Genomic DNA, 20,036 nt, shown 5'->3' with positions numbered 1-20,036 from the left:
GGGAACACGGGTCGGGGGCCGTTCGTTGAAAGTGCACGTACCCGTACGTGGTACGTGGTTGGACATCGACGGCGCAGCATGCCTCCCGGCCCGCTATCCTGGCGGACTCAGGGCCGGTCAGTCCGCTGTGCCGGGTCTCTCCGCCGGAGAATCTCGCCAGGAAGGGTGAAGGCCGCCACGGCCGAAGCTGCATGGACCGCAAGCGCCTGCTCCGCAACCCGCTGATCTGGATCCTCGCCGCGATCCTGGTCTACTTCACCTTCAGCGTGCTCTTCGACGACACGCGCGGCTTCACGCGGGTCGACACCTCCGTGGCGCTGGCCCAGATCTCCGACGGCAACGTCAGCAACGCGCTCATCGAGGACCGGGAGCAGCGGCTCCGGCTCACCCTCGCGCAGCCGGTCGAGGGCAGCACCCAGATCATCACCCAGTACCCGGCGCAGACCGCGGGCACCCTCGTCGAGGCGCTCGAGAACGCGAGCAACAACCCCACCTTCAACACCACCGTGCGCCAGGACTCGTTCCTGACCACGATGTTGATCTACCTGATCCCGCTCGGCCTGGTGCTGCTCATCCTGTTCTGGATGATGAACAACGCCCAGGGCGGCGGCAACCGGGTGATGTCCTTCGGCAAGTCGAAGGCCAAGCAGCTCAACAAGGACATGCCGAAGACCACCTTCGGCGACGTCGCGGGCGCCGACGAGGCGGTCGAGGAGCTGCACGAGATCAAGGACTTCCTGCAGAACCCGGCGCGCTACCAGGCGCTGGGCGCGAAGATCCCGAAGGGCGTGCTGCTCTACGGCCCGCCCGGCACCGGTAAGACGCTGCTCGCGCGTGCGGTCGCGGGCGAGGCGGGCGTGCCGTTCTACACGATCTCCGGCTCCGACTTCGTCGAGATGTTCGTGGGTGTCGGCGCCTCCCGCGTGCGCGACCTGTTCGAGCAGGCCAAGCAGAACTCCCCCTGCATCATCTTCGTCGACGAGATCGACGCCGTCGGCCGTCAGCGCGGCGCGGGCCTCGGCGGTGGCCACGACGAGCGCGAGCAGACGCTCAACCAGCTGCTCGTCGAGATGGACGGCTTCGACGCCCGCGGCGGCATCATCCTGATCGCGGCCACCAACCGGCCCGACATCCTCGACCCGGCGCTGCTGCGCCCCGGCCGGTTCGACCGGCAGATCCCGGTGGCCGCCCCCGACCTGGCGGGCCGCCGCGCGATCCTGCACGTGCACGCCAAGGGCAAGCCGTTCGCGCCCGACGTCGAATTCGAGGCCCTCGCCAAGCGCACCGTGGGGATGTCCGGTGCCGACCTGGCCAACGTCATCAACGAGGCCGCGCTGCTCACCGCGCGCGAGAACGGCACGCTGATCACGGCGGCGGCGCTGGAGGAGTCGGTCGACCGGGTGGTCGGCGGGCCGCGACGCAAGTCGAAGATCATCTCCGAGCAGGAGAAGAAGATCACGGCCTACCACGAGGGCGGCCACGCGCTCGCGGCGTGGGCCATGCCCGACCTGGAGCCGGTCTACAAGCTCACGATCCTGCCGCGCGGGCGCACCGGCGGCCACGCGCTGGTCGTGCCCGAGGACGACAAGGGCCTCATGACCCGCTCGGAGATGATCGCGCGCCTGGTGTTCGCGATGGGCGGGCGCAGCGCGGAGGAGCTCGTGTTCCACGAGCCCACCACCGGCGCCTCCAGCGACATCGACCAGGCCACCAAGATCGCCAAGGCGATGGTCACCGAGTACGGCATGAGCGCCCGGCTCGGCGCCGTCCGCTACGGCCGCGACCAGGGCGACCCGTTCCTCGGCCGTTCGATGGGCGCCCAGGCCGACTACTCGCTCGAGGTGGCCCACGAGATCGACGAGGAGGTGCGCGCGCTCATCGAGGCGGCGCACACCGAGGCGTGGGAGATCCTCAACACCTACCGCGACGTCCTCGACGACCTGGTGTTCGAGCTCCTCGAGAAGGAGACGCTCACCCGCACGGACCTCGAGCGCATCTTCAGCCGGGTCGAGAAGCGGCCGCGGATCACCGCGTTCAACGACTTCGGCGACCGCACGCCGTCGGACAAGCCGCCGATCAAGACCCCGGCCGAGCGGGCGCGGGAGCGCGGCGAGCCGTGGCCCCCGAACGCCGAGCCGGTGCGCGAACCCACGCCCGTGGGCTCCTACCCGGGCGCCGCCAACGGCGTGCCGGCACCGGGCCCCAACGGCGGCCCCGTCCCCACCCCGCCCGGTGGTTACCCCGGCGGGCCCGGGCAGCCGGGCTTCCCGGCGGGCTACCCGCCGCCGCCACCGCAGCAGGCGCCCCCGCAGCAGGGCTGGGGCGGTGGGCAACAGCAGCCGCAGCCCAACTCGGTGCCGCACAACTACGGCGCGCCGCCCGACTGGCGTCCCGCCACCACCCCCGCGGGCCAGACCTGGCCCCCGCCGGGCCAGTGGCAGCAGCCCGTCCCGCAGTGGGCTCCGCAGAACCAGCCGCCCGTGCCGCAGCAGGCGCCCGCCCCGCAGCAGGGTGCCAACGGCTCGGAGCCGGCGGCCCCGGCGCCGCAGGGCGAGCCGCCCTCGCTCGAGAAGCAGCCGGGTGAGGAGCGCGGCTCGGCGCCCGACGAAGGCGGTTCGCGCTGAGCGCAGCGGTGCCCGGTGGCGCGGCGCCCGAGCGGGCGTCGAGGAACGGCAGGCCGGCGATGGACCACGCTCGGGCAGAGGCGGCGGTGCGGGAGCTGCTGCTGGCCATCGGTGAGGACCCGGACCGCGAGGGGCTGCGGGACACGCCGGCCCGCGTGGCACGCGCGTACGCGGAGATCTTCCAGGGGCTCTACGCCGACCCCGACGAGGTGCTGGACCGCACGTTCGACGAGCACCACCAGGAGCTCATCCTCGTGAAGGACATCCCGATGTTCTCCACGTGCGAGCACCACCTGGTGCCCTTCCACGGGGTCGCGCACGTCGGCTACATCCCCAACCCCGACGGCCGGGTCACCGGGCTGTCGAAGATCGCCCGGCTGGTCGACCTGTACGCGCGGCGGCCGCAGGTGCAGGAACGGCTCACGGCGCAGGTGGCCGACGCGCTCGTGCGCAAGCTCGAGCCCAAGGGCGTGATCGTCGTGATGGAGGCCGAGCACCTCTGCATGGGCATGCGCGGGGTCCGCAAACCCGGCTCGCGCACCACCACGTCGGCCGTCCGCGGGATGCTCCGGTCGTCGCCCACCTCCCGGGCCGAGGTGCTCGCGCTGATCCGGAACGGGTGAGTGGGGCACTGATGGTGGCCGGCCTTCCCGATCCCGGGCGATGCCTGGTGATGGGCATCCTCAACGTCACACCGGACTCGTTCTCCGACGGTGGCCTGTGGCTCGCCCGCGACCGGGCGGTGGCACACGGGGTGGCGATGCACGAGGAGGGCGCCGATCTGGTGGACGTCGGCGGCGAGTCCACCCGGCCGGGTGCGCCGCGCGTCGACCCCGAGGTCGAGCTCGAGCGGGTCGTCCCTGTGGTGCAGGAGCTCGCCGCCGCGGGCGTGCGCGTCAGCGTCGACACCACGCGGGCCGCGGTGGCCGAGGCGGCCGTCGCGGCCGGGGCCGTGGTGGTCAACGACGTGTCCGGCGGGCTGGCCGACCCGGTGATGGGCAAGGCGGTTGCCGGGCTGCAGGTGCCGTGGATCCTCATGCACTGGCGGGGCCACAGCGACCGCATGAACGCGCTCGCCGTGTACGACGACGTGGTCACCGACGTCCGTGACGAGCTGGTCGCGCGGGTGGACGCCGCGGTGGCCGCCGGCGTCGAACCGGAGCGGCTGGTGCTCGACCCCGGCCTCGGGTTCGCGAAGACCGCCGAACACAACTGGGCGTTGCTGCGCAGGCTGGACGCGCTCGTCGGGCTGGGGTTCCCGGTGCTGGTCGGGGCCTCCCGCAAGCGGTTCCTCGGCACCCTCCTGGCCGACGAGCACGGCGAGCAGCGGCCCACGTCCGGCCGCGACCTGGCCACGGCCGCCGTGAGCGCGCTCGCGGCCCACTCCGGTGCGTGGGGCGTGCGGGTGCACGATGTGCCGGGCACGCTCGACGCCGTGCGGGTGGCGGCGGCGTGGGCGGGGACCCCCGAGCAGTAACGGCCGGACGGAGGAGGGTCGATGCCTGATCGCATCGAGCTGCGGGGCCTGCGCGTCCGCGGTCACCACGGGGTGTTCGAGCACGAGCGCCGCGACGGCCAGGACTTCGTCGTCGACGTCACGGTGTGGATGGACCTCACGCACGCGGCACGCTCCGACCGGCTCGAGGACACCCTCGACTACGGCGCGCTCGCGCAGCGCGCGGCCGCGATCGTCGCCGGTCCGCCGTGCGACCTCATCGAGGCCGTGGCCGGGCGGGTGGCCGACGACGTGTTCGCCGACGTGCGGGTGCAGGAGGTCGAGGTCACGCTGCACAAGCCGCAGGCGCCGATCCCGCTGGAGTTCGCCGACGTCGCGGTGGTCGCGCGGCGCACCCGCGCCGGTGGCAGGGGGCGGGTGCTGCCGGCGTGACGCGGGCCGTGCTCTCCCTCGGTTCGAACCTCGGCGACCGGTTCGCGCACCTGCGGGCGGCGGTGGACGGGTTCGGCACCGCGGTGCGCGCCTCCTCGCCGGTGTACGAGACCGCGGCGTGGGGCGGGGTGGAGCAGCCCGACTTCCTCAACGCCGTGCTCGTCGTCGAGGACGCGGGCACCGACGCGTGGGGCTGGCTGCGCCGCGGCCAGGAACTGGAACGGGCCGCGGGGCGCGTGCGGGAGGTGCGCTGGGGCCCCCGCACGCTGGACGTGGACGTGGTCACCGTCGAGGGGCCGCACGGCCCGGTGCACAGCGAGCACCCGGAGCTGCTGCTGCCGCACCCGGGCACCCCCGAGCGGGCCACCGTGCTGCGCCCCTGGCTGGACGTCGAGCCCGATGCGGTGCTGCCCGGCCACGGGCCGGTGGCGGAGCTGCTGGCGGCGCTCGGGCCGGATGCCGAGGACGGGATGCGCCGCCGCGACGACCTCGTGCTGGTGGCGGCCCGGTGACCGCCACCCGCCCGCGCGACCTGTTCGCCGTCGCCGTCATCACCGCGCTGGCGATCAACCTGCTCGTCCGGCTCTCCTACGGCTCACTCCCCCCGCTCCCGCTCCTCGGCGGAGCCACCCTCGGCGTGCTCGGGATCGCGGAGGCGGTGGGCGGTTCGATGCTGCGCGCCCGCATCCGCAGGCGCCCCGGCACGCAGCCGGTCCAGCCGCTGGTCGCGGCCCGCGCCGTGCTGCTGGCGAAGGCCTCTTCGCTGGCCGGCGCCATCATGGCCGGCGTGTGGGCGGGGGTGCTCGGGTACGTGCTGCCGCGGGCGGGTGACATCACCGCGGCGGGGAGCGACTCCGTCGCCGCCGTCGTGGGCCTCGTCTGCGCACTCGGCCTGGTGGCCGGTGCGCTGTGGCTCGAGCACTGCTGCCGCACCCCGGATGATCCGGAGGACGAGCGGAACGGACACGCCGCGGATACGTGATCGGCTCTAGGCTGCGGGCCCATGACCCAGCCGACGCGCGTCATCCCGATGCCGACCCCGGGCCGGCAACGCCGCGCGGTGCTCGCCCCGATCATCGGGCTGGTCGCGCTGGGCTTCTGCGGGCTCGTGGTGCTCGGTGTCCTGGGCAACGTCGTGGGCGGCACCGGCGTGGTGGTCGGGGCGCTGTGCGCGCTCGTGCCGGTCGGGCCGGTGGTGGCCACCTTCCTCTGGATCGACCGGTGGGAGCCCGAACCTCCGCGCACGCTGCTCGCCGCGTTCCTGTGGGGCGCCTGCTTCGCCGCGCTCACCGCCCTGCTGATCAACAGCAGCGCGAGCGCGGTGGTCGACCAGGCGCTGGGGCGCGAGCAGGCGGACCTCTTCGGCGCGGTGGCCGTGGCCCCCGTCGTCGAGGAGGCGGTGAAGGGCGCCTTCCTCGTGGGGATGCTGGTGTTCCGGCGCCGCGAGTTCGACGGCGTGGTGGACGGGATCGTCTACGCCGGGCTGGTGGCCGCCGGGTTCGCGTTCACCGAGAACATCCTCTACCTCGGCCGGGCGTTCACCGAGGACGTGGGGATCGGCCAGGTCGGCGCCGTGCTCGGCGTGCTGGTGCTGCGCGGCGTGCTCTCGCCGTTCGCCCACCCCCTGTTCACCGCCATGATCGGCATCGGGGCCGGCATCGCGTCGCGCAGCACGTCCGTGGCCACCCGAGTGGTCGCTGTGGCCGTCGGGTACGCGGTGGCGGTGGCGCTGCACTCGCTGTGGAACACCTCCGCCACCGTGAACGGCGGGGGCATCTTCTTCGTCGTCTACGCCTTCGTCATGGTGCCGATGTTCGTGGCTCTGGTGCTCGTCGTGGTCTGGCAGCGGCGCCGCGAGCAGCGCATCGTGACCGCTCAGCTGCCCGCGTTCGCCGCCGCGGGCTGGATCGTGCCGAGCGAGGTGCAGTTGCTGTCGAGCCTCGCGGGCCGCCAGGGGTGGCGGGCGGCCGTGCGCAGGCGCTCCGGGCGTCGGGTCGCGAAGGCCGTGGCGGAGTACCAGGCCGCGGTCACCGAGCTGGCGTTCCTGCGCGACCGGCTGGCCCGGGGCACGGCGGGCCCGTACGGCCCGTTCTGGCACGCGGAGGCGGTCGAAGCCGTACGCCGGGCCCGTGCCAACGCCGTCGGGCACCCGGAGGCCCTCACCGTCGCGATCCGCAGGCACGGCCCGCCGGGCTGGACGCCGCCGCCTCCCGGCCCGCCCCCGCCGCCTCCCGGGCCGCCGCTTGCGCCGCCGTACGGCCACCCCGGCCCCCCGCCTCCGTACGCTCCGGGCCAGCCACCCCAGCCGCCCGGCGGTTGGCGCCGCTGAGCGCTGCCCCGCCGGTGCGACCGACACGACGCGGTGAAGCCCGTCACCGGGCGCCCTGCGCCGGGGTCCGCGATGGTTAGCCTGTGCGCGTCGTCTGGTACCCGCGAGCCGGGACTGGAACGAGGAGTGGGGTGCGATGAGCGCTGGCAGGCCTGCGCGGCTCGGGATCGGTGTGGTGTCGGCAGGGCGCGTCGGCGCCGTGGTGGGGGCGGCGTGGGCCGCCGCCGGGCACCGGGTCGTCGCCACATCGGGCGTGTCCCGGGACTCGGTCAAGCGGGCGGCCGCGCTCCTCCCGGACGTCCCGCTGCGCCCACCGGACGAGGTGGTGGCCGGCGTCGACCTGGCCCTGCTCGCCGTGCCCGACGACGTCCTGCCCGGGCTCGTGCGCGGGCTGGCCGCCGCGGGCAGCTTCCGGACCGGCCAGATCGTGGTGCACACCTCCGGCGCGCACGGCGTCGACGTGCTCGCGCCCGCCGTCGAGCACGGCGTGCTGCCGCTCGCCCTGCACCCGGTGATGACGTTCACCGGTCGCACCGAGGACGTCGCCCGGCTCGCCGCCTGCAGCGTCGGGGTCACCGCCACCGCAGGCGACGAGGCGGCGTGGAGCGTGGGCGAGGCACTGGTCGTCGAGATGGGCGCCGAGCCGGTGCGGGTGGCGGAGGAGGTGCGCCCGCTGTACCACGCCGCGCTGGCGCACGGCGCGAACCACCTGGTCACGCTCGTGCGCGACTGCGTCGACACGCTGGAGCGCGCGGGCGTCCACCCGGCCGAACGGCTCGTCGCCCCGCTGCTCTCGGCGGCGCTGGACAACGCGCTGCGCCACGGCGACCGCGCCCTCACCGGCCCGGTGGCCCGCGGCGACGTCGGCACCGTGCGGATCCACCTGCGTGAGCTCGACGCCGCCGACCAGGACCTCGGCGAGACCTACCGCGCGCTCGCCGGGCGCACCGCGCACCGCGCCGTCGACTCCGGGTTGCTGCCCGACCACGCGGCCCACGACATCCTCGAGACCCTCCAGGAGAAGCCATGACGAGCGCGCGGACCCGGGGCGGCTACGCCGCGGGCGCTCTCACCGTGCACCGCTCGCCGCAGGAGATCGCCCCGGTCACGCGGGCGTTGCGCGCGGCGGGGCGCAAGATCGCCCTCGTCCCGACCATGGGGGCCCTGCACGAGGGGCACCGGGAGCTGATCCGCCACGCCCGCCGGGCACCGGGCGCGGTCGTGCCGGTCGTCTCGATCTTCGTGAACCCGCTGCAGTTCGGCCGCGGGGAGGATCTGGAGCGCTACCCCCGGCCCCTCGAGGCCGACCTCGACGCGTGCCGCGAGGAGGGCGCGGAGCTGGTGTTCCTGCCCGGCGTGGCCGACATGTACCCGGAGGGTGCCGACACCACCGTCACGCCGGGCCCGCTCGGCGAGCGGCTCGAGGGGGCCGTGCGGCCGGGGCACTTCGCGGGGGTGCTCACGGTGGTGGCGAAGCTCTTCCACATCGTCGGGCCCGACCTGGCCTTCTTCGGCGAGAAGGACTACCAGCAGCTCGTGCTCGTCCGGAAGATGGCCCGGGACCTGGACTTCCCGCTGTCGGTGGTCGGGGTGCCCACGGCCCGCGAGGCCGACGGGCTCGCCCGCTCGTCACGCAACGCGTACCTGTCCGCCGACGACCGGCGCCGTGCTCCGGTGCTGTACCGGGCCCTCACGGCCGGGGCCGCGGTGTCGGCCCGCGGGCCGCAGGCCGTGCTCGACACCGCCCGGGCCGTGCTGGCCGAGGAGCCGGAGGTGGCGGTGGACTACCTGGAGCTCACCGACCCCGACCTCGGGCCGGACCCGCAGCCCGGCCGCGCGCGGCTGCTCGTCGCCGCCCGGGTCGGCAGCACCCGGTTGATCGACAACGTCCCGGTCCAGCTGTAGGAGCCGCCGTGTTGCGCACCATGCTCAAGTCGAAGATCCACCGCGCCACCGTGACCCAGGCCGACCTGCACTACGTCGGTTCGGTCACCGTCGATCGGGACCTGATGGAGGCGGCCGACCTGCTCGAGGGCGAGCAGGTGGCGATCGTCGACATCACGAACGGCGCCCGGCTCGAGACCTACGTGATCCCCGGTGAGCGGGGCAGCGGGGTGATCGGGATCAACGGCGCGGCCGCCCACCTCGTGCACCCCGGCGACCTGGTCATCCTGATGTCCTACGCCCAGCTGGACGAGGCGGAGCTGGCCCGGTACGCACCCCGGGTGGTGTTCGTCGACGCGGCCAACCACGCCGTCGAACTCGGCGTCGACCCGGCGCACGCGCCCGAGGGCTCCGGGCTCCTGTCCGGCGCCGGGTAGGCCACCGTGCTGCTCTGCGTCGACATCGGCAACACCCAGATCGCGCTGGGCCTGTACGCGGACGAGCCGGGCACGGCCGAGCAGGTCGGCCCGCCGCTCGTGCGCGACTGGCGCATGCGCACCGACCCGCGCATGACCTCCGACGAGCTCGAGGTGGCCTTCGACGGCCTGCTCGGCGTCTACGCGGGGCGGGTCACCGGGATCGCGGCGCTCTCCACCGTGCCCACGCTGCTGCGCGAGCTGCGGCTGCTCATCGACCGCAGGAAGGTGCCCGCGGTCGTCGTCGGGCCGGGGGTCCGCACCGGGGTGCCGCTGCTGGTCGACAACCCGCGGGAGGTGGGTGCCGACCGCGTGATGAACACCCTCGCCGCGCACCGGCTCTACGGCACCGCGTGCGTGGTGGTCGACTTCGGCACGTCCACCAACATCGACGTCGTCTCCGCGAAGGGTGAGTTCCTCGGTGGCGCGCTGGCGCCCGGGATCGAGATCTCGATGGAGGCGCTGGCCACGCGGGCCGCGGCGCTCCGCACGGTCGAGCTCGTGCGGCCGCGGTCGGTGATCGGCAAGAACACGGTGGAGTGCCTGCAGTCCGGCGTGCTGTTCGGCTTCGCCGGACAGGTGGACGGGCTGGTGCGGCGCATCATCGCCGAGCTCGGCCCGAAGGCCGGGCCCGTCACGGTGCTCGGCACAGGTGGCCTGGCCCCGTTGATGGCCGGGGAATCGGAGACGATCACCGAGTTCGTGCCGGACCTGACGCTGCTGGGGCTGCGCCTGACCTACCAGCGCAACGCCGCAGCCGCGGCCACGCGCTCGCCGACGCCGGCCGCGGGCTGAGCCCCGCCGCCGCCAGACTCCAATGCCGGCAAGGTGGCTTCACTGGCGTAATGGGCCGGCAAAGCCACCATGCTGGCACCCCAGGAGGGCCCTCGCCGCCGCCACCAGTCCCTCGGCGGCGCCTCGCGCGAACGGGCCCGGCAGGCCGTAGTAGCGGTGCGCCTCCTCCACCTCGTAGCCGCCGTGGGCGTACTCCTCGGCGGGTGGCAGGTAGCCGGGGCACCCGTCGGAGTAGCCCGCGACGATCACGGTGTCGCCGGGGCCCGCGTGGGCGCGGATCTCGTGGGCGGCCGCCGCGAACGGCTCCCCGGGCAACGCGACGAGCACGGCGGAGCCCCACCGCAGCGCCGTGACCGATCCCGGCCACGGCGCGGGCGGGCGTGGCGGGCCGGGCCTGCGGCGGGCCCAGTCGGTCCAGCAGCGAAGCAGCGCGGCCCGGGCGGGGTCGGCGCTCGCGGCTTCCGTCTCCCACGCCCTGGCGTCGCCGCGGTCGACGTCGAGGGCGAGCGGCACGTCGCGGCGCCCGGCCGCCACGCGGGCGGGGCCGGGGGCCGGGTCGGCGGCCAGCGCGGCCTCGGCGACCAGCCCGCCCACCCGCTCGCACTCGGCGAACGTGCGGGCGGTGGCCGGGGCCGTGGAGACCGACGCCGCCGCGGAGTGCCCGGTGTTGGCGTCGCCCGCGCAGCCGGTGACGAACAGGACCGGCCCGCCGAGTCGCTCGGCGAGGATCCGGCGGACGACGCCGGGGTAGTCGGCGGTGAACAGCGTGTTGTCCGCGCCGAGCACCACGGGGTGGCAGGCGTAGGAGACCACGGCGGCGAGGAGGGACCCGTCCGGGCGGCGCAGGTGCACCACGGGCAGGGTGCGGTCGACCGGCCCGCCGGGCCGCCGCCGGTTGCGGGCCACCTCGGGATCCGCGCCGTACCCCGCGCGCACCTCGACCGGTTCGGCATTGGCGAGCGCGGCGTCCACGGCCTCGGCGCAGGTCGCGACGAGGCGGTCGAGCCAGGTGTCGTCGACCGGGCCGCCGAGGCGCCCGCGCATGCTCGCCGGGCCGCCGTGGGTGTGCGTGGCGTGCACGACGACGCGGTCGGCGGGCAGCGCGCACCGCTGCCGGATCCGCGCGCAGTCGTCCTCGTGCAGGCCGACGACGTCCACGGTGACCAGCGCGGTGTCGTCCACCACCAGCGCGTGCACCAGCAGCGGGTCGTGCGCGCCGGTGGCGGGCGTCGTGCGTGCGACGAAGCCGGACATCGCCGTGCCGGGCGGGGGCGTCACGTCCCGCACGGCGACCCCGGCTCTCATCCGGTGATCTCCGTGCCGGCGGCCACCACCCGCTGGATCCGCAGGTCGCCGTCGGCGAGCAGCAGGTCGGCCTGCGCGCCGGGCACGAGCCGGCCCCGGCCACCCGCGAACCGGCCGGGGTTGGACGTGGCGAGGCGCACGGCGTCGCCCAGCCCGATCCCGGTGGCGCGGGCGGCGTGCGCGAGGCCGTCGGCGAGCGTGCGGGCCGCACCGGCGAGGTAGGGGGTGCCCGCCACCGAGAGCCTGCCGTCGGCGGACAGCTCGACGGCCCCGCCGATCGGGCTCGTGTACCCACCCGGCGGCATCCCGGCCAGCGCGACCGAGTCGGACACCAGCAGCGAGCGCTCCACACCCTTGGCCCGGAGCATCGCGGTGAGGGTGTCGGCGGGCAGGTGGTGGCCGTCGGCGATGAAGCCCGCGGTGAGCCGGTCGTCGGCGAGCTGGGCCCACAGGTGGTTCGGGTGCCGGGGGAGCACCGCGTGCGCGCCGTTGCCGAGGTGGGTGGACAGCCGCGCGCCCGCGTCGGCCACGGCCCGCACCTGGTCGGCCGATGCGTGCGTGTGCCCGATCGCGACGAGCGTGCCCGCCCGCGTCAGGTGCTCGGTGTAGGCCACGGCCTCCGGGTGGTGCGGGGAGATCGTGACGATCCCGACCAGGCCGTCGCACGCACGCTGCCAGCGGTCGAACTCGCCCGTGTCGGGCGGGCGCACGTGTTCGGCGGGGTGCGCGCCGCGGGGGCCGTCCTCCGCCGAGATGTGCGGGCCCTCGACGTGCACGAACGGCACGGCCCGCCGGGTGGCCTCGTCCCGGGCGCGGGCTTCGGCCACGGCGCGCAGCGAGCGCACGACGTCGGCCTCCGCCGCCGTGATCACGGTGGGCACCACGGTGGTGGTGCCGGTCGCCGCGAGCGCGCGCACGAGCGCCACCACGTGGTCCGGCGTGACGTCGGGCCCGTTGACGTCGTGGCCGCCGTATCCGTTGACCTGCAGGTCCACGAGGCCCGGAAGCAGCAACGGGAGGTCCGCGCCGCCGTCGACCGGCCGGACGTGCGCGATCACCGGTCCGTCGGTCGCGACCTCGAGGACGCGCCCGCTCACCGGGTCCCGGCCGCGCAGCCTCACAGCGAGCGCACCCGCCCGCGGAAGCGCTGCAGGAACCGGCCGTTGGCCTCGTCCCCGCCCGGTGCGTTGCCGCTGCGCCACACCGGCGGTTCGACGCCGCGCGCGGCGAGGGTCTCGACCGTGGCGAGCGTGAGGCAGTTGAGCACGTACGCGTTGGCGAACGTCGACACCGCCGCGACGGGCTCGGCGGAACCGGCCACGTCCATCACGGCGTCGCCGATCGGCACCTTGCTGTCGATCGCGACGTCGACGAGGTCGTGCAGGTTCGCCTTCGACGGGTGTCGCGCCGGGTGGTCGGGCGCCGTGTTCTCGGCGTGCTCGCGCGAGCTGATCCCGATCAGGCGCACGCCGCGCTCGCGTGCGGTGAGCGCGGCGTCGATCAGTGCGGCGTTGATCCCGTAGGCGTTGACGAGCACGAGCAGATCGTCCGCCCCCAGACCGCGGTCGGCGATCACCACGCGCCCGTAGCCGGGGGTGCGCTCGATCGCCATCGACCGCAGCGCCCCGTTCGACAGCAGCGTGCCCTCGTCGAGGATCGCCGAGACGTGCATGAGCCCGCCCGCGCGGAAGAACACCTCCTGCGCAGCGAGGTTGGAGTGCCCGCCGGGCCCGAAGACGTGCACGAGCCGGTCGGCCTCGATCTGCTCGGCGAGCAGCTCCGCCGCCGCGCGGATGGCCTCGGACTCCTCGGTGAGGATCCGTTCGAGGAGGCCGTGGACGGTGTCGAGGTAACCGCGGAACGTCCCGTCAGCCACGGGGATCGGCCTCCGCGTCGAGGTAGAGGGTGACGTCCGGGTGCGTGCGCAGGGCCGTCGCCGGGTCGGCGGCGGAGATCGGGGCGTGCAGGGCCTGCTCCACGGCCTGGCGCTTCGCCGCACCGGGCACCACGCAGAACAGGCGCGTGGCGTTCAGCAGCCGCGGGATCGTGAGCGTCACGGCGTGGGTCGGCACGTCGGCGAAGGTGGGGAACGCGCCGTCGTCGACCTGCTGCTGCCTGCAGGTGCGGTCGAGCTCCACGATCTTCACGTCCTCGGGGTCGTCCAGGTCGGCCACGGGCGGGTCGTTGAAGGCGAGGTGCCCGTTCTGGCCGATCCCGAGGCAGACGACGTCGATCGGCGCCTCCGCCAGCAGCTTCGCGTAGGTGGCGGGGTCCGCCTCCGGGTCGATGCGGTGCACCTCGGCGAACGGGAGCCGCGTGAAGATCGCCCGGTCGAGCCAGTTGGCGAACCGCGCGGGGTCGTCGGCCGCGAGGCCGATGTACTCGTCCATGTGGAACGCGGTCACCCGGGTCCAGTCGACGCCCGGGGCGGCCACGAGCCGGTCGAGCATGTCGCTCTGGCTCGGCGCCGCCGCGAAGATCACCCGCACGGCGCCCTGAGCGGAGAGGCGGGACCGCAGCTCCTCGGCGATGTCGGCGGCGGCAGCGGCGCCCATCGCCGCTCGGTCCGGGAAGGACCGCACCCCCGGCATGCCCGGCACTTCCTGTCTCACGCTTCTCCTCCCAGCTCCACCAGCATGAGCAGCGCCCTGGCGATGTGGAACGGGTCCTTCACCGGGAGCGCCACGGTCTTCTCCAGGGGTGAGCCGGCGCGGTCGCGGATCTGCGTCCACTCCCGCCCGTTGCCCTCCGGGAACGTCGCGAACACGTAGTCGTGCAGCCGCGCGTGGTGCTCCGGCTCGAGCAGCGCGGTGGCGTAGAGCGCCTCGGCGTGCGGCCACCACAGCTTGGTGTCCCAGGTGTCCACCACCAGCGCCTCGTACGGGTCGGCGGTGCGGGCGCCGGTGGGCGGGCCACCGTCGCGGTCGACGTAGCGCAGGAGCCCGCCGTGCTCGTCGTCCCAGCCGAGGGCCAGGGCGTGCCGGGCGATCCGGGCGAGGCGGTCGGGCTCCGCGAGCGGCGACCCGGCGATCAGGTCGCGGGCGTGGTGCAGGAACCACGTCGCCTCGAGCACGTGCCCGGGCGTGCGATGGCGGGCCAGCAGCCCGTCGGTGGCGGACGGCATCTCGGCGACGTCGTCGCCGTCCAGGTGGTGCTCCTCGATCTCCCGGGCCGCGTCGCGGACGACGTCAGCGGACGCCACCGAGCGCGTGGCGCGGTGCACCTGCTCCCCGACGCCGACGAGGATCATCGGGAGCCCGAACGAGCGGTGCCCCGCGGGCACCGGGTACGGGTCGGAGCGGAACCGGCCTGCCTCGATGGCGGCGGCCGAGCGCAGCAGCAGCTCCTCCGCGCGGCCGCCCCAGTCCTCGTCCGGGCGCAGCTGCGCCACCCCTGCGAAGCCGAGCGCGGCGAAGAGGTCGGCGTAGACGCTGGTGTGCGGGCCGGCTTCGGCGCCGGTGCGGTCGGTGACGAACGCGGTGGTGCCGTCGGGCAGCAGCGCGTGGTCGCGGACGAACCGCGCCGTGCACACGGCCTGCTCGGCGTACCAGTCGCGGTCGACGCCGACGAGCTGTTCGGACCGCGCCACCCGGGCCGTGAGCCACGCCCAGCGCCCCTGCGACCAGGTGTACTTGTCGGTGGCGACGAGCCGCGCGCCGGTGTTGTCCCAGCAGGTGAGGATCCCGCCGTGCTCGGGGTCCGGGCCGTTGGCCGCCCACCAGGCGAGCACGTCGGCCACGAGGTGGTCGTGGTGGTTCACCGGACGGGCTCGCCCACGGGCTCGTCCCGGGAGATCGCGTCGACCAGCTCGTCGGACTCGGGGTTGCGCCACGGCGCCACGAGCCCGACCAGCACGAACGTGATGATCGCGCAGACGACGGGGCCGCCGACCTGGATCGCGGTGACCTGGTCCTTGGCGAGGGAGCTGATCGCGTCGGCGAAGACGTAGCGGGTGAGGGCGAAGACCAGCAGGCCCACGGCCCACGAGGAGATCGCCGCGACCGGCCCGCACCGCTTGAACGCGGGGAGCATACCGAGCAGCATCGGGATCGCGATCGGCCCGACCAGCCCGCCGAACCAGAGGATGATCAGGCCGAGCACGCCGCCGAAGCTGTCGGCGGTCAGCGCGATCACCATGCTCAGCGCGATGAACGTGAACACGGCGATCCGGCCGATCATGAGCTCGGCGCGGGTGTCGAGGCTGCGGCCCCGCTTCCAGACCGCGGGGATGATGTCGCGGGTGACCACCGCCGAGATCGCATTGGCGTCCGAGCCGGTCATGGCCATGGTGTGCGAGAACAACCCGGCGAGCACGAGGCCGATGAGGCCGGTGGGCAGCAGCTCCTGGGTGAGCAGGGCGTAGGACTGCTCGGGGTCGCTCAGCCCGGGCAGCAGCACCGGCGCTGCCCACATCGGGAAGAACATCACGAGCGGCCAGACGAGGTAGAGGGCCGCGGAGAACAGGGCGGCCCGCCGTGCGCTGCTCCCGGTGGGGGAGGCGATGAACCGCTGTGCCAGGTTCCAGGTGCCGCCGTTGTAGGACAACGTGTTGATCAGCAGGTAGACCATCACGAAGAGCACCGTGTACTCACCGTTGAACGGCTGGGTGTTGCCCTCGGGCAGCTGGTCCCACAGCGTCCAGATGGTCGGGATGCCGTCGAGGGCGGCGAGCACGGCGAGGAACATCACGATGCCGGCCACGAACTGGATCACGAACTGGCCCATGTCGGTCAGGGCGTCGGCCCAGAGGCCGCCGATCGTGGAGTAGGCGAGGGTGACGCCGCCGGTGAGCAGGATGCCGATCGTCAGCGGCACACCGGTGAAGACGTTGAGCAGCAGCGCCGTGGCCGTCCACTTGGCGCCCACGTCGAAGACCTTGAGCGCCGTGCCGCTCCACGCGAGCAGCTGCTGGGTGGGCACGCCGTAGCGGATCCGCAGGTACTCCAGCGGCGAGATGATCCCGAGCCGTTGCCGCAGCCGCGGCCAGCGCGGGACGAACAGGAACGAGCCGACGACCATCGCGAAGGTGATCCCGAGCGCCCACCAGACGTAGAGCACGAAGCCCTGCGTGTAGGCGATCGCCGCGTAGCCGACGAACACCGCGGAGCTGTAGCCGGACATGTGGTGCGAGATGCCGGAGAGCCACCACGGCATCCGCCCGCCCGCGGTGAAGAAGTCGCGGGAGTCGTGGACGCGCGCCTTGGCCCACAGCCCGATGCACACCATCACGACGAAGTAGCCGCCGACGACCAGCCAGTCGAGCAGATCCACCGTTCCTCCATCTCGCGCCGCAAGGGTGCTCGTGGCGGGCGATGCTCGCGTGCAACCGGTTGCACGTCAAGTCGAGCCACCGATCCGTGGCCGGGGCCACGTCGTAGGGTTCCGCTCGTGGCCCGCCTGGAGGGGCGCCGGCAGGCGCCCACGATCAAGGTCGTCGCCGCGGCCGCCGGGGTCTCGACGGCCACGGTCTCGCGCGTGTTCTCCCGCCCCCACCTGCTGCGGGAGAGCACGGTCGCACACGTCACCGAGATCGCCCGGGAGCTGGGCTACCGGCCCAGCCACACGGCGCGGGCGCTGAGCACCGGCCGGCTCGGGATGATCGCCGTGGTCGTGCCGGACATCGCCAACCCGTTCTTCCCGCCGGTGATCCGGGCCGCCCAGGCCCACGCGGGTGCCGGCGGCGTCAGCACCGTGGTGGGCGACACCGACGAGGACCCGGCGAAGGAGCTCGACCTGCTCGCCGAGCTCGAGCGCCGCACCGACGGCGTGGTGCTCGTCTCCTCCCGGCTGCCGGAGGAGCAGGTGCGGGAGATCGCGGCGCGGGGCCACCCGCTGGTGCTGGTCAACCGTGACGTGCGGGGCGTGCCGCGGATCCTGGTGGACTCGGCGCCGGGCATCCGCGAGGCCGTCGACCACCTCGCCGGCCTCGGCCACCGCCACCTCGCCTACATCAGCGGGCCCGCGGGGTCGTGGTCGGACGAGCAGCGTCGCGTGGCGCTGCGGGCGCGCTGCGCCGAACTCGGGATCACAGCCACCGTGCTGCGCCCGCACCGCCCGGAGCACGACGAGGGCCGGGCCGCGGCGGCGGAGGTGCTCGCCACGGGGGCCACCGCCGCCATCGCCTTCGACGACGGCCTCGCCCAGGGTGTCCTCGCCGGGATGGCCGAGAGCGGGGTGGCGGTGCCCGCCGAGATCTCGATCGTCGGCTGCGACGACATCCTCGCCGCCACCACCTACCCGCCGCTCACCACCGTGCACGGCCGCGGCGGCGAGGCGGGCCGGCTGGCGGTGGAGTTGCTGATGGAGCTGGTGGAGCGGCCCGGGGGTGAGCGCGACCGGCGCGTGCTGCTGCCCTCGCACCTCGTCACGCGGTCGAGCTCGGCACCCGCTCCCGCCGCACCAGCCGCACCACGTCGGTGACGATCGGCAGGTCGAACGCACCCGTCGCGGTCTCCGGACGGCCGGCGAGGTAGGCCCGCACGCGCTCGAAAGTGGCCTCCCGCTCGCCGGGGTCGGCGGTGAGGGCCCACGAGTGCGTGTTCAGCTGGGCGATCAGCCCCTCCACCGTGGTGGGCGCCGGGTTCGGGAACTGCGCGAACCCGTCGGCGGCGAACGCCTCGTGCGCCGGCAGTCGCAACTCGTCGTCCGGGCCCTGCACCACCGCCGAGCGCCACCGCCCCACCTCGTACATCCCGGACACCCACTCCACGCGCGTGTCGTCGCGGTTCCAGATCGCCGCGAGCACCCCGCCGGGCCGCAGCACCCTCGCGATCTCGGCGAAGGCGCGGTCGGCGTCGAACCAGTGCCACGCCTGGCCCACGAGCACCGCGTCCACCGAGCCGTCCGGCAGCGGGATCGCCTCGGCGCTCCCCTCGCGGGCGTCGACGTCCGGGAAGCGGGCCACGAGCTCGGCCCGCATCGCGGCATCGGGCTCGACGGCCACCACCGCGCCCCGCGACAGCATCGGCTCGGTGAGCTTGCCGGTGCCCGCGGCCAGGTCCAGCAGCCGGAGCGCACCCCCCGCCACCGGCTCCAGCGCCCAGTCGACGGCCGCGTCCGGGTAGCCGGGCCGGTGTTCCGCATAGGCGGCTGCCGCCGCCCCGAACGAACGCGCACGCGAGCAGGTGGTCACGCCCCTCGACGGTACGGGGGCTCCAGGGGCGGCCGCGCGAATTCCGCTCGATCCGGCTCACTACCCTTGACACCGTGAGCGACGCGCCCTCCACCAGTCCCGACGACGACCTGCCCGAGCAGATGCGGGTCCGCCGGGCCAAGCGCGCGGCGCTGATCGAGCAGAACCTCGACCCCTATCCCGTAGCCGTGGAGCGCACCCACACCTTGCGGGAGGTCCGGGAGTCCCATCCCGACCTCCCGCCGGACACCGCCACCGGCGACATCGTGGCCGTCACCGGGCGCGTGATGTTCCTGCGCAACACCGGCAAGCTGTGCTTCGCCACGCTGCGCGAGGGCGACGGCACGGAGCTGCAGGCGATGCTGTCGCTCGCCCTGGTCGGCGAGGACGAGCTCGCGCGGTGGAAGTCGCAGGTCGACCTCGGTGATCACGTGCAGGTGCACGGCGAGGTGGTCACCTCGCGGCGGGGTGAGCTGTCGGTGATGGCCGACAGGTGGCAGCTGGCGGCCAAGGCGCTGCGACCGCTCCCCGGGCTGCACCGGGAGTTGTCGGAGGAGACCCGGGTCCGGCAGCGCTACGTCGACCTCATCGTCCGGCCGCAGGCGCGGGAGACGGTGCACCGGCGGGCCGAGGTCCTGCGCACGCTGCGGAAGGTCCTCGACGAGCGCTCGTTCGTGGAGGTCGAGACGCCGATGCTGCAGCTGCTGCACGGGGGTGCCACCGCCCGTCCGTTCGTCACGCACTCCAACGCACTCGACAGCGACCTATACCTGCGGATCGCCACGGAACTGTTCCTGAAGCGCTGTGTCGTGGGTGGGATCGAGCGGGTCTTCGAGATCAATCGTGTGTTCCGCAACGAGGGGATCGACTCCACCCACTCGCCGGAGTTCACCACCCTGGAGGCCTACCAGGCCTACGCCACCTACGACGATATGGCCGTTCTGACACGCGACTTGGTGCTCGCATGCGCACGCGCCGTGTTCGGCTCCACCGTCGTGGAGCACGTCGACGGCTCCACCCACGATCTGGGTGGCGAGTGGCGTTCGGTCACGATGCACGACGCCGTGTCGGAAGCGGTGGGCGAGGAAGTGACGCCCGACACTTCCGCAGAACGCCTGCGCAAGCTCGCGGCCGCACACGACGTCGAAGTCGCGGAAACGGACTCCGCGGGTGCGATCGTGCTGGAACTGTTCGAGAAGCTCGTGGAGCATACGCTGCACGAGCCGACGTTCGTGCGGGACTACCCGATCGAGCTGCGCCCCCTGGCGCGGCGGCACCGGGACGATCCGCGACTCGCGGAGGCATGGGACCTGTTCGTCTTCGGCACCGAGCTCGGGGTGGCGTACTCCGAACTGGTCGACCCCGTCGATCAGCGGGAGCGGCTCACCCAGCAGGCGCTCAAGGCCGCGGCCGGTGATCCCGAGGCGATGCAGCTGGACGAGGACTTCCTGCGCGCCATGGAGTACGGATTGCCCCCCACCGGAGGCATGGGAATGGGCATCGACCGCCTCCTGATGACCCTCACCGGGCTCGGAATCCGCGAAACCATTCTGTACCCGCTCGTGCGTTCTGAGTAACTGCCGCGCGACACCGGACAGGGTGA

Annotated in this window: 20 protein-coding genes; 13 read left to right on the top strand and 7 right to left on the bottom strand. The window is 74.0% G+C overall.

Annotated elements, in window-relative coordinates; all coding sequences use genetic code 11:
• Window positions 1–191 precede the first annotated feature (191 nt).
• From ftsH to ACFPL3_RS16425, 11 genes are all read left to right on the top strand, one after another.
• Window positions 192–2,624: an ATP-dependent zinc metalloprotease FtsH gene (gene ftsH, locus ACFPL3_RS16475; RefSeq protein ID WP_343946513.1), complete on the top strand. Its 2,433-nt coding sequence runs from the start codon at window positions 192–194 to the stop codon at window positions 2,622–2,624.
• Between the two features lie 59 nt (window positions 2,625–2,683).
• Window positions 2,684–3,247 (top strand): GTP cyclohydrolase I FolE, encoded by a 564-nt coding sequence (gene folE / locus ACFPL3_RS16470; RefSeq protein WP_343946514.1) that lies wholly within the window; start codon window positions 2,684–2,686, stop codon window positions 3,245–3,247.
• An 11-nt stretch (window positions 3,248–3,258) separates the two neighbouring features.
• Window positions 3,259–4,101 (top strand): dihydropteroate synthase, encoded by an 843-nt coding sequence (gene folP / locus ACFPL3_RS16465; RefSeq protein ID WP_343946524.1) that lies wholly within the window; start codon window positions 3,259–3,261, stop codon window positions 4,099–4,101.
• A gap of 21 nt (window positions 4,102–4,122) precedes the next feature.
• Complete coding sequence (gene folB, locus ACFPL3_RS16460; protein WP_343946515.1) at window positions 4,123–4,512, top strand: dihydroneopterin aldolase; 390 nt, start codon at window positions 4,123–4,125, stop codon at window positions 4,510–4,512.
• Window positions 4,509–5,024 (top strand): 2-amino-4-hydroxy-6-hydroxymethyldihydropteridine diphosphokinase, encoded by a 516-nt coding sequence (gene folK, locus ACFPL3_RS16455; protein WP_343946516.1) that lies wholly within the window; start codon window positions 4,509–4,511, stop codon window positions 5,022–5,024. The genes folB and folK overlap by 4 nt, the downstream gene beginning before the upstream one ends.
• Complete coding sequence (locus ACFPL3_RS16450; RefSeq protein ID WP_343946517.1) at window positions 5,021–5,494, top strand: DUF3180 domain-containing protein; 474 nt, start codon at window positions 5,021–5,023, stop codon at window positions 5,492–5,494. The genes folK and ACFPL3_RS16450 overlap by 4 nt, the downstream gene beginning before the upstream one ends.
• A 21-nt stretch (window positions 5,495–5,515) precedes the next feature.
• Window positions 5,516–6,841: a PrsW family intramembrane metalloprotease gene (locus ACFPL3_RS16445; protein ID WP_379589252.1), complete on the top strand. Its 1,326-nt coding sequence runs from the start codon at window positions 5,516–5,518 to the stop codon at window positions 6,839–6,841.
• A gap of 136 nt (window positions 6,842–6,977) precedes the next feature.
• On the top strand, window positions 6,978–7,871 hold the full coding sequence (locus ACFPL3_RS16440; protein WP_343946519.1) for a Rossmann-like and DUF2520 domain-containing protein: 894 nt from the start codon (window positions 6,978–6,980) through the stop codon (window positions 7,869–7,871).
• On the top strand, window positions 7,868–8,746 hold the full coding sequence (panC, locus tag ACFPL3_RS16435) for a pantoate--beta-alanine ligase (RefSeq protein WP_343946520.1): 879 nt from the start codon (window positions 7,868–7,870) through the stop codon (window positions 8,744–8,746). Before ACFPL3_RS16440 ends, panC begins: the two co-directional genes overlap by 4 nt.
• 8 nt (window positions 8,747–8,754) lie before the next feature.
• Entirely contained in the window at window positions 8,755–9,162 is a 408-nt protein-coding gene (gene panD, locus ACFPL3_RS16430; protein WP_343946521.1) for an aspartate 1-decarboxylase, read from the top strand.
• Between the two features lie 6 nt (window positions 9,163–9,168).
• A complete protein-coding gene (locus ACFPL3_RS16425) occupies window positions 9,169–9,996 on the top strand; it encodes a type III pantothenate kinase (RefSeq protein ID WP_343946522.1) in 828 nt (275 codons plus the stop codon).
• A 39-nt stretch (window positions 9,997–10,035) separates the two neighbouring features.
• Here the strand turns inward: ACFPL3_RS16425 and ACFPL3_RS16420 are convergent, their stop codons facing one another.
• The 6 genes from ACFPL3_RS16420 to ACFPL3_RS16395 are packed head-to-tail and all read right to left on the bottom strand — an operon-like array spanning window position 10,036 to window position 16,572.
• Window positions 10,036–11,301: a hypothetical protein gene (locus tag ACFPL3_RS16420; RefSeq protein ID WP_379589248.1), complete on the bottom strand. Its 1,266-nt coding sequence runs from the start codon at window positions 11,299–11,301 to the stop codon at window positions 10,036–10,038.
• Window positions 11,298–12,422 carry an N-acetylglucosamine-6-phosphate deacetylase gene (locus tag ACFPL3_RS16415; protein ID WP_379589247.1) on the bottom strand — a complete coding sequence of 375 codons (1,125 nt, stop codon included), beginning with the start codon at window positions 12,420–12,422 and terminating at the stop codon, window positions 11,298–11,300. The genes ACFPL3_RS16420 and ACFPL3_RS16415 overlap by 4 nt, the downstream gene beginning before the upstream one ends.
• Window positions 12,419–13,177 carry an SIS domain-containing protein gene (locus tag ACFPL3_RS16410; RefSeq protein WP_343945896.1) on the bottom strand — a complete coding sequence of 253 codons (759 nt, stop codon included), beginning with the start codon at window positions 13,175–13,177 and terminating at the stop codon, window positions 12,419–12,421. The genes ACFPL3_RS16415 and ACFPL3_RS16410 overlap by 4 nt, the downstream gene beginning before the upstream one ends.
• Window positions 13,170–13,913 (bottom strand): 6-phosphogluconolactonase, encoded by a 744-nt coding sequence (locus ACFPL3_RS16405; RefSeq protein WP_343945897.1) that lies wholly within the window; start codon window positions 13,911–13,913, stop codon window positions 13,170–13,172. The genes ACFPL3_RS16410 and ACFPL3_RS16405 overlap by 8 nt, the downstream gene beginning before the upstream one ends.
• Window positions 13,910–15,061 (bottom strand): AGE family epimerase/isomerase, encoded by a 1,152-nt coding sequence (locus tag ACFPL3_RS16400; protein WP_343945898.1) that lies wholly within the window; start codon window positions 15,059–15,061, stop codon window positions 13,910–13,912. The genes ACFPL3_RS16405 and ACFPL3_RS16400 overlap by 4 nt, the downstream gene beginning before the upstream one ends.
• Window positions 15,058–16,572, bottom strand: a complete 1,515-nt coding sequence (locus tag ACFPL3_RS16395; RefSeq protein WP_343945899.1) for a sodium:solute symporter family protein — start codon at window positions 16,570–16,572, stop codon at window positions 15,058–15,060. Before ACFPL3_RS16395 ends, ACFPL3_RS16400 begins: the two co-directional genes overlap by 4 nt.
• A 117-nt stretch (window positions 16,573–16,689) precedes the next feature.
• Here ACFPL3_RS16395 and ACFPL3_RS16390 point away from each other — a divergent pair, with 117 nt between their 5' ends.
• On the top strand, window positions 16,690–17,721 hold the full coding sequence (locus ACFPL3_RS16390; RefSeq protein ID WP_343945900.1) for a LacI family DNA-binding transcriptional regulator: 1,032 nt from the start codon (window positions 16,690–16,692) through the stop codon (window positions 17,719–17,721).
• Here ACFPL3_RS16390 and ACFPL3_RS16385 read toward each other — a convergent pair.
• Window positions 17,666–18,433: a class I SAM-dependent methyltransferase gene (locus ACFPL3_RS16385; RefSeq protein ID WP_343945901.1), complete on the bottom strand. Its 768-nt coding sequence runs from the start codon at window positions 18,431–18,433 to the stop codon at window positions 17,666–17,668. The genes ACFPL3_RS16390 and ACFPL3_RS16385 overlap by 56 nt on opposite strands.
• 122 nt (window positions 18,434–18,555) lie before the next feature.
• On the opposite strand from ACFPL3_RS16385, the gene lysS reads away from it, so the two are divergent.
• Entirely contained in the window at window positions 18,556–20,010 is a 1,455-nt protein-coding gene (gene lysS / locus ACFPL3_RS16380) for a lysine--tRNA ligase (RefSeq protein WP_343945906.1), read from the top strand.
• The last annotated feature ends 26 nt before the right edge of the window (window positions 20,011–20,036 follow it).

The sequence above is a fragment of the Pseudonocardia zijingensis genome (assembly GCF_042657305.1).
Classification (GTDB): Bacteria; Actinomycetota; Actinomycetes; order Mycobacteriales; family Pseudonocardiaceae; genus Pseudonocardia; species Pseudonocardia zijingensis.
Note: the sequence above shows the minus strand (reverse complement) of the source record. Positions and strands in the feature narration are given on the sequence as shown.